This is a genomic window from Oerskovia gallyi (assembly GCF_014836745.1).
GTDB lineage: Bacteria > Actinomycetota > Actinomycetes > Actinomycetales > Cellulomonadaceae > Oerskovia > Oerskovia paurometabola.
The window spans coordinates 191947-201147 of sequence record NZ_JACSQE010000008.1; the positions used below are offsets into that span (position 1 = coordinate 191947).

Here is a 9201-nt window from a genome sequence, read left to right on the forward strand (position 1 = left end):
GACGACAGGATCGGCGCGTGCTCATCACCCTCCATCCCGGCGTCGACCTCGACGTGACCCCCGGCTCGCGCCTGGGAGACCTCCGTCCGGACCTGGCGCGCGTCGCGTGCCGCCCCGAGCTTGCCGGCGCCCCGCTCGAGGTCGACGGGGTCGTCCTCGGCGAGGACCACCGGGTCGGGACGCGTCCCCTGCTTCCCGGGGCCATCCTCCGCGTGACGGGGCACGCGAGACGCACCCCTGCGGGACGCGCGGACGGGTCCCGGTCCGCGAGCGCCGAGCGGGACCAGGACGTCGCCGCGCTCCGTGCCCCCTGGCACGTCGCGGTCCTGAGCGGGCCGGGATGCGGGGGCCTGCTGCCGGTGCGGCCGGGCTCTGCGCTCCGCCTGGAGCACGGGAGCGGTCCGTGCGTCGTCGTCACGCTGCGCGCGGCGGGCCGTCGGGGGTGGTTCCCGGTGGCGCGGGGCCGCGCCGCAGACCACGCGGGGGCCGCGGCAGGAGCGGACGGGACGGACGTCGGGTTCGAGGTGCGGGTGCGAGTGCGGGGTGCCCGGCGCGGGGAGCAGGCCGTGCCGGTCCGCCGGGAGCCCCCCGAGGGCAGGTCGCGGCGCGTGCGGCGCGGAGCATGGCGACGCTGGCGCCCCGGTCACGTCCTGCGGGTCGGGCCCACGACCTACGACCTGCGCCCGCGGCCCCGCCTCGAGGAGTGGGACGTCACGAGCGGGCTCGCCCGTCCGGTCACCGCCGCGCCCCGCGAGGCTCTCGGTCCGGCCGCGCTCCTGATGGCCGTGACCCCGGCCGTCGGGTCGCTCGCGCTCGCGGCGAGCACGCGCCAGCCCCTGTTCGCGCTCCTTGCGCTGATCGGTCCGCTCACGCTCGTGGTCCCCCTCCTCGCCCGACGGCGCCGCTCGTCCTCGCTCGCACGCTCGGGCACGGGCGAGGGGCACGTCGGGCGGCCCGGCGCGGCCCCCGGAGCGGGCGGCGACCGGGCGCGGCCCGCGAGCCGCCCCGGTACCCGCGATCACGCCTCCTCGGCCCCGCGGGGGTCGCTGCGCGACGACCGGTCCCCTGTCCCGGGCGGCCTGCTCGACCGGACCGGGTACCCCGCGCCGCACCCTGCGGACCTCATGACCGCGGCGTTCGCCGCCCACCATGCGGCCGACCCTGCGCCGAACACCGACCACCCGACCAGCGGTGCACGCGCGCTGGGAGAGCCGGCACCCCGCCCGGAGACGCCGAGCGCTCAAGGCACGTACCTGCCCGACGGGTGCGTGGCGGTGGTCGGACCGCGCGAGTCCCGTCTGGCAGCCGGTCGCGCGCTGCTCCTCGCCCAGGTCGCCTCGGGCGCCGAGGTCGACGCCGTGCACCAGGACGACCTCGCGCCGGACTGGTCCTGGTTGCGCTGGCTGCCCGGCTCGCGCCGGAGCGACCTCGTGCCAGGTGCGCGGAGGGAGGGCGGGACGAGCCCGCCGACCGACCGCGTCGTGCTGGTGGACGTCGACCGCTCCACCGCAGGCACCGGGACGGTCGAGCCCCTCGAGTCGTGGTGGGCGCGGCGTACCGGGGCGGAGCGGCTGATCCTCCTCGCCCCCGACCGCAGGTCCGTGCCGGCCTGGTGCCGCACGGTCCTGGACACGAGCCGGGGCACGTGGCACCTCGCCGACGGTGCGGCCGAACCCGCCCCGGAGCTCGGGGTGTCCGCCCCGTGGGCCGAGCGGTACGCACGGCACGTCGCCGCCGCGGCACGCCTCGGCCGCTGGCCCGCGGGCACCGCGCCCGGGGGGCCGGTCGACCGCACGGACCCCGTCCACCCCGACCTCGCGGCGAGCGTCTCGCTGGCGGGGCTGCTGCTGGCCCCCGTCCCCCACGAGCCTGCCTCGATGACGTCGTGGGTCGACGCCCGGTGGTCGGTGCCCGCGGACGGATCTCGCCCGGGCCTGGTCGTCCCGCTCGGCACCGACGCGCAGGGCAGCACCGTCCACGTCGACCTGGTCCGCGACGGGCCGCACGCCCTCGTCGCCGGGACCACGGGAGCCGGCAAGTCCGAGCTGCTGCAGTCGCTCGTGCTCGGGCTCGCCCTCACCCACAGCCCGCGCGACCTCGCGATCGCGCTCGTCGACTTCAAGGGCGGGGCGGGCTTCGGCGACTGCGTGGACCTCCCGCACGTCGTCGGACGCGTCACGGACCTCGAGCCAGGGCTCGCCGGCCGAGCCCTGGCCGGCCTGCGCGCCGAGCTGCGCCGGCGTGAGCAGGCCGTGGCAGAGGCAGGGGCGGCCGACATCGACGGCCTGCCCGTCGGGACGCTCCCCCGGCTCCTCGTGGTCATCGACGAGTTCCGGGCGCTCGCCGACGACCTGCCGGACTTCCTCCCCGGCCTCCTGCGGCTCGCCTCGCAGGGCCGGTCCCTCGGGGTGCATCTCGTCCTGGCCACCCAGCGCCCCGCGGGTGCCGTGACCGCTGACATGCGAGCGAACATCTCGCTGCGCCTGGCCCTGCGGCAGATCGACCCGGGCGACTCGCGAGACGTGATCGACGCGCCCCATGCCGCGCTCATCCCTGCCGGTCGGCCCGGCCGAGCCGTGCTGCGACGAGGCACCGAACCGCCGCTCGTGGTCCAGTGCGCGCACGCGGGGACGGCCGCGCCGCGTCCCGGGGCCCAGGTGCTGGCCGCCCGACGTTGGGGAGCGGCTCGTGGCACGACCACCGCCGTCGACCTCACGCCCGACCTGGTCGCCCGGCTGGTCGCGGCCGCCGTCCTCGCGGCGCGCGCCGCCCGTCTCCCGGCCCTCGCCCCGCCGTGGCTCCCCGCGCTCCCTGCGCGCGTGACGCCGTCGGACCTGCAGGACGTCGCGCTTCCTGGCGACGTCCCCGACGGCCTGCCCCTCGCCCTGTCCGACCTGCCGGACCAGCAGCGGCGCGGGCTCGTCTCCTGGCAGCCCGACCGCGGGCACCTGGCGGTCGTCGGGCGACCACGGTCCGGGCGCTCGACGACGCTGCGCGCCCTCGCGGTCGCCGCTCTCGACCGCGGCTGGGACGTCCACCTCGTCGGCGACGCGCCGACGCTCACGCACGGGCTGCCGGGTCACCCGTCGTGCGGGACCGTCGCGCCTCGCCACGACGCGCGGCGGGTCGCACGCCTCGTCGACCTCCTGCTGGGCCGCCCGCAGGACCGCCCGACCCTCGTCCTGCTCGACGACGTCGAGGACCTGCGCGTCTCCCTCGCCCGGCTCGCGTCGGGCGCCGGGGCGGACCAGGTCGCCCGGCTGCTCTCCGAGGGGCCCGCAAGAGGCGTGCACGTCGCGCTCGCGGGTGGCTCCCCGGGGCTGGCGGGCCTGTCCTCGCGCGTGGGGCCGCGCCTCGTGCTGGCCTCGGGCACCGTGCCCGACGACGTCGCGCTCGGCGTCCCCTCACGGCTCGCCGGGCGCGGCGGCCGTCCGGGCCGTGCCGTGTGGCTCGGGGCGGGCGACGCCGTCGAGTGCCAGGTGGTCGTCGACTCCGAGCCCGGTGACCCGACGGGCGGCCCTGCCGGTCTGCGCGACGCGAGGCGTGATCGGCCGGTGCGGTTGCTCCCGCTTCCCCGGATCGTGACCGAGCCGGACGTCACGGACGACGCGGCGGACGGAGTCGGTGCTGGCGCCGGCGCTGCAGCGGGACGTCTCGTCGTCGGACGGGGCGGCGACCACGCGGACCGTGTCCTCCTCGACGTCTCGCGCGGGGCGCTCGTCGTGGGGCCCCCCGGCAGCGGGCGCAGCAGCGCCCTGCTGGTCCTGGCGCGTCAGGCCCACGCCACGGGCAGGCTCCGGGCGATCGTCTCGCCCGACGAGCGCTTCACGGAGCTCGAACCCCTCGGCGCGTCCGCGGGCGGGCCCGGTGCGACCGAGCCGTTCGCGGCCACCGGTCCTCGCGCGTCGGCGCAGGTGCGGGCCCTGCTCGGCACCCTGCCGAGCGTCGGGCTCGGCGCGGGCGACGTGGTGGTCGTCGACGACCTGGACCTGCTCGTCCAGACGTTCCCGCTCGAGGCGGACGTCCTCACGGACCTGGTGCGCACAGGCGTCGTCGTCCTTGCGTCCTGCACGACCGCGGCGGCGGCGATGGCCCACCGGGGGCCGGTCGCCGAGCTGCGGGGCGCGCGCAGCGGCCTCGTCCTGGCCCCCGAGGAGCGTGGCTCGGGCGAGGTGTTCGGGAGACCGCTGGGCGGTTCGGTCGACCCCGAGGGCGGACCGGTCGGTCGGGCCGTCGCCGTCTGCGGGAACGACCTCGTCCCTGTCCAGGTCACGGCTCCCGGGACGAGCCGGGTGCCAACGGTGGTCGCCCGGACCGCGGCGCTCGACGTCACGGACCGGTCGTGACGTCAGCCCTCGGTGCGGGCAACGTCGCGGGTCGTCGCGACGACGACGGGGCGCAGCATGAGTCCGACGAGCACGACCAGGGCGAGCGCCATGGTGAGGATCCCCCCGGACGTGACCTCGTACTGCAGCCAGCTGAAGGCGACCACGATCTGGAGCAGCTGCCAGGTGGCCACGGGCGAGCGCGCCCACCGCTGCCCGCGCAGCAGGCCGCGCGCGCTGGCACCGAGGACGACCGCGACGCCGGCGCAGAACAGGGCGAGGAAGATCGAGACCCCGGCCGAGAAGGAGCCTCCCGTGAGAAGCTCGAACAGGACGAGCACCGCGGCCGCCGCGAGGGCCAGCGCCTCGAGGACGATCCCGGCGATCACGACCCACAGTGCGGGCGGTCGCGCCCCTGCCGGGAGGCTCGACGAGCGGGCCTTGCCCTCCTCGGGAGGCTCGGGGGTGGATTGATTCGGGGTGCTCACTGGTGCCACGACAACCCAGACTACGCGTGACCTGCACCTTCACCGAAGTGTGACCAAGACCTCACGGTTCACCCCGCAGAAACTTTCCGGTAACCCCTTGTGCTGGGCTTCACGAGGTGTGAACCTAGTTCAAGCATCAATTACCCCCCACCTGAGCCTGAAGCCCATTGTGGACGTGCGTCCGACACATTCACGAAGCGGCCTTGCTCGCCATGCCAAGGAGACCTCACATGGACTGGCGCCACCGCGCAGCCTGCCTGGAAGAAGACCCTGAGCTGTTCTTCCCGATCGGGAACACCGGCCCTGCCCTCCTGCAGATCGAAGAGGCGAAGGCCGTGTGCCGTCGCTGCGACGTCGTCGACACGTGCCTCAAGTGGGCGCTCGAGTCCGGTCAGGACGCAGGCGTCTGGGGCGGGCTGTCCGAGGACGAGCGCCGCGCTCTCAAGCGCCGCACCGCTCGCGCCCGTCGCGCAGGCTGAGCTTCACATACTTTTCTCATAAAGGGCCGTCACCACCTGGTGGCGGCCCTTTATGTTGCCCACGGAAGAGAATTCTCGACCGATCCGATCCTGTCCGTGAACCCTCTGCTCAGCCCTGCCGCGAGCCCCCGCCGTCGCGCAGGACGAGCTGGAGGACGACCTGCGTCCCACCCTCCGGACGGGCCGACCACTCGATCGTCCCGCCCAGCTCGTTCGTGACGAGCGTCGCGACGATCTGCGACCCGAGGCCGCTCTTCTTGGGCTTGACCGCAGGCTCGGTGCCCGGTGCCGGCATGCCCACGCCGTCGTCCGCGACCACGATCCGCAGGGCGGAGCCGTTGCGCCGGGCGTCGATCTCGACGGTCCCGTCCTTGCGGCCCGAGAAGCCGTGCTCGACCGCGTTCGTCACCAGCTCGGTCAGCACGAGCGCGAGCGGGGTCGCGTCCTCGGCCGGGACCAGGCCGAAGCTCCCGGTCTGCACCGTGCGGACCTTGGTGTCGGCCGAGGCGACGTCGGCGGCCAGGCGCAGGGCCCTTCCGCCCATGTCGTCGAACTCGACCTCCTCGTCGAGAGTCTGGGACAGGCTCTCGTGCACCAGGGCGATCGTGGCGACGCGGCGCATGGCCTCCTCGAGCGCGGCTCGCGCCTCGGGCACGTCCATGCGTCGCGCCTGGAGCCGCAGCAGCGCGGCGACCGTCTGCAGGTTGTTCTTGACGCGGTGATGGATCTCGCGGATCGTCGCGTCCTTGGTGATGAGCTCGCGCTCGCGACGACGCAGCTCGGAGACGTCGCGGCACAGCAGCACCGCACCGATGCGCTGCCCCGACTCGGTCAGCGGCAGGGCGCGCAGGGACAGGGCGACCCCACGGGCCTCGATGTCCGTGCGCCACGGCGCACGTCCCATGACCACGAGCGGCAGGGACTCGTCGACCGGGCTCTGGTGCTCGATCAGGTCGGTCGTGACCTCGATGAGCGAACGTCCGACGAGGGGTCCGATCACACCGAGGCGGTGGAAGCAGCTCAGGGCGTTGGGGCTCGCGTAGAGGACCTCACCCTCGGAGTTGAGCCTGATCAGCCCGTCCCCGACACGGGGGGCGCCACGCCGCGGGCCGGTCGCCGCGTTGGGCGCGGGGAACTCGCCGCGGGAGATCATCGCGATGAGGTCGTCGGCGGCCTCGACGTAGTTGAGCTCGAGCCGGCTGGGCGTGCGCCCGCTGCCGAGGTTCGTCTGCCGCGCGACGACCGCGATCGCGTGCCCCTCGTGGACGACGGGGATGGCCTCCTCGCGCACCGCGTACGCACCGAACCAGCGGGGCTCGCGCGATCGCTGCGAGCGGGCCTCCGAGAGGGCACGCTCGAGCTGAGGACGCTGGCCGTCGGGAGCCATCGAACCGACGATGTCGTCGTAGTGGACGGTGGCCCCGGTGCTCGGTCGGCACTGGGACACGGCGACGAAGTTCCCGTCGCCCGTGGGCAGCCACAGGACGAGGTCGGCGAACGCCAGGTCGGAGATGACCTGCCAGTCCCCGACGAGAAGGTGCAGCCACTCGTTGTCGGCAGGCGACAGCTCGGCGTGGCGGGAGATCAAGTCACTCATGGCAGACACGGGCTCCAGCGTACGCATGCCCTGCCGTCTTCACGGGATCGGGGCTCTTCCTTGGGTAGAGTCGGTCTCCCCGGCGCACCTTGCGCGCCGGTCAGCACGTCCCGAGGAGATCCTGTGCACCTGAGCGTCGATCTGCACTACCCCGCCGGTCTGGACGACGTCACCGCGATGCTCGCGAGCGAGGCATTCGTCCGGTGGCGCGCGCAGCGCACGGGTGGCCCGCAGAGCCTCGTGGACCTCGCGGACGTGACGGGGTCGCTCGCGGAGGGCTTCTCGGTGGTCGTGCGGCGCACGCTGCCCACGGACCAGATCCCCGGCCACCTGCGCGCCTTCGTGGGGAACGCGCTCGAGATCCGCCAGGCCGAGGTCTGGGAGCCTGCGGTGGACGGGGTGCGGCGGGGAACCGTCTCGCTCGAGATCACGGGCGCGCCCGTGCGCATGACCGGCACGGTCTCGCTCGAGGCCCTGCCCGACGGCGGGACCCGCCAGTCGTACGAGGGCGAGCTCAAGGCGACGGTCCCCTTGTTCGCGGCGGCCGTCGAAGACGCCGCAGCAGGTGCCGTCCGGGCCACGCTGGCGTCCGAGGAGCAGGCCGGCGTGGAGTGGCTCACGGCCCCCTGACGGTGACGTCGGCGGGCTCCGGACGGGCCTGTGCCGAGTGCCGGACGACGGGTCCGCGCGAGCGCCCAGCGCACGCGGCGAATCCCATACAGGCGGTCGGTAACCGATAACGATTCGGGTACGGGATTCCGCAGGAAAACGTCCTGACCTGCACGGATGCCACCGTGGGAGCGTTTCCACCACGTTCTGTCACCTCCCGAGGTTGACATCCCGAGAAGTCAGCAGCCACCATCGTGGCACTTCGTGGGAGCGCTACCACTCAAAGGAGGATGGGAGCGCTGCCACGCCGATCATCGACAAGGGAGTCACCGTGCTGAGCAGCACCCGTTCGACCCGCACCCGCACAGCGACCGTCGCCGTGGCAGGCCTCGCGACCCTCGCCCTCACCCTGACCGCCTGCTCCTCGGGCTCCGGCTCGTCGGACGAGGGCAGTGGTTCGGCCGACGGCAAGATCACGCTCACCGTCGCGACGTTCAACGACTTCGGTTACACCCAGGAGCTCCTCGACGCCTACACCGCGGAGCACCCCGACGTCACCGTCAAGCAGACCAAGGCTGCCAAGGCCGAGGACGCGCGCACCAACATGACGACCAAGCTCGCCGCAGGCGGCGACGGCCTGGCCGACATCGAAGCCATCGAGGTGGACTGGCTCCCCGAGCTCATGCAGTACCCCGATCTCTTCACCGACCTGACCGACGCGTCCCTCGACGGGCGGTGGGTCGACTGGAAGGTCCAGCAGGCCACGACCACCGACGGCAAGGTCATCGGCTACGGCACCGACATCGGGCCGAGCGCGATCTGCTACCGCCAGGACCTGTTCGGAGCGGCGGGCCTGCCCACCGACCCCGCTGCGGTCGCCGAGCTCCTCGGCGGCGCGGACGCCACCTGGGACGACTACTTCGCCGCAGGTGCCACCTTCACCGCCGCGAGCGACTCCGCCTGGTACGACAGCGCGATGTCGATCTCCCAGGGCATGGTCAACCAGATCGACAACGCGTACGAGGAGTCCGACGGCACGCCCAAGGACCTCGCGACCAACACCGAGATCCAGGACATCTACACCACCGTCGTGGAGCAGTCCACCACGAACGGCCTGTCCGCCGGCCTCGAGCAGTGGAGCGCCGACTGGGACGCCGCGTTCCAGAACAACGGCTTCGCCACGATGATCTGCCCGGCCTGGATGACGGGCCCGGTCGAGGAGCGCTCGGGCGGTGTGACCGGCTGGAACGTCGCCGACGTCTTCCCCGGGGGCGGCCTCAACTGGGGCGGGTCCTTCCTCACGGTGCCGGCCTCCGGCAAGAACGCCGAAGCCGCCAAGGAGCTCGCCGCCTGGCTGACCGACCCGGCCCAGCAGACCAAGGCCTTCGAGAACGCCGGCACCTTCCCCTCGCAGATCGAGGCGCAGGAGTCCGAGGCCGTGCAGACGTTCACCAACGACTTCTTCAACGCCGCACCCGTGGGCAGCATCTTCGTCAACCGCGCCCTCGCGATCGACGGCGCACCCTTCAAGGGCGCCAACTACTTCTCGATCCACCAGACCGTCCAGGACGCCATCAAGCGCGTCGACGTCGAGAAGACCGACGACGCCTCGTCCTCGTGGGACAAGGCCGTCCAGTCCTTCAAGGACCTGGGCCTGAGCTGATCCGGCGCGGGGGGGGGGGGGGGGGGGGGGGGGGGGGGGG

The 9201-nt window shown here is 73.9% G+C and carries 6 protein-coding genes; 4 read left to right on the top strand and 2 right to left on the bottom strand.

Going from position 1 to position 9201, the window contains the following annotated elements; translation table 11 throughout:
• The first annotated feature begins 17 nt into the window (after positions 1–17).
• Positions 18–4346: an FtsK/SpoIIIE domain-containing protein gene (locus tag H9640_RS19655; protein ID WP_191790883.1), complete on the top strand. Its 4329-nt coding sequence runs from the start codon at positions 18–20 to the stop codon at positions 4344–4346.
• Positions 4347–4348: 2 nt separating this feature from the next.
• Here the strand turns inward: H9640_RS19655 and H9640_RS11770 are convergent, their stop codons facing one another.
• On the bottom strand, positions 4349–4822 hold the full coding sequence (locus tag H9640_RS11770; protein ID WP_191790884.1) for a hypothetical protein: 474 nt from the start codon (positions 4820–4822) through the stop codon (positions 4349–4351).
• Between the two features lie 221 nt (positions 4823–5043).
• Between H9640_RS11770 and H9640_RS11775 the strand changes: the two genes are divergently transcribed.
• Positions 5044–5292 carry a WhiB family transcriptional regulator gene (locus H9640_RS11775; RefSeq protein ID WP_030150075.1) on the top strand — a complete coding sequence of 83 codons (249 nt, stop codon included), beginning with the start codon at positions 5044–5046 and terminating at the stop codon, positions 5290–5292.
• Between the two features lie 109 nt (positions 5293–5401).
• Here H9640_RS11775 and H9640_RS11780 read toward each other — a convergent pair whose 3' ends face one another.
• Complete coding sequence (locus H9640_RS11780) at positions 5402–6889, bottom strand: sensor histidine kinase (protein ID WP_191790917.1); 1488 nt, start codon at positions 6887–6889, stop codon at positions 5402–5404.
• A gap of 123 nt (positions 6890–7012) precedes the next feature.
• On the opposite strand from H9640_RS11780, the gene H9640_RS11785 reads away from it, so the two are divergent.
• Together H9640_RS11785 and H9640_RS11790 are read left to right on the top strand one after the other, a co-directional pair.
• Entirely contained in the window at positions 7013–7519 is a 507-nt protein-coding gene (locus H9640_RS11785; RefSeq protein WP_191790885.1) for a DUF2505 domain-containing protein, read from the top strand.
• Positions 7520–7829: 310 nt separating this feature from the next.
• Positions 7830–9161, top strand: coding sequence for an ABC transporter substrate-binding protein (locus tag H9640_RS11790; RefSeq protein ID WP_191790886.1), 1332 nt, complete (start codon positions 7830–7832; stop codon positions 9159–9161).
• The last annotated feature ends 40 nt before the right edge of the window (positions 9162–9201 follow it).

Coding starts and splice junctions, on each gene's coding strand:
- H9640_RS11775 (WP_030150075.1), top strand. CDS start 5,044: ATGGACTGGCGCCACCGCGCAGCCTGCCTGGAAGAAGACCCTGAGCTG.
- H9640_RS11780 (WP_191790917.1), bottom strand. CDS start 6,889: ATGAGTGACTTGATCTCCCGCCACGCCGAGCTGTCGCCTGCCGACAAC.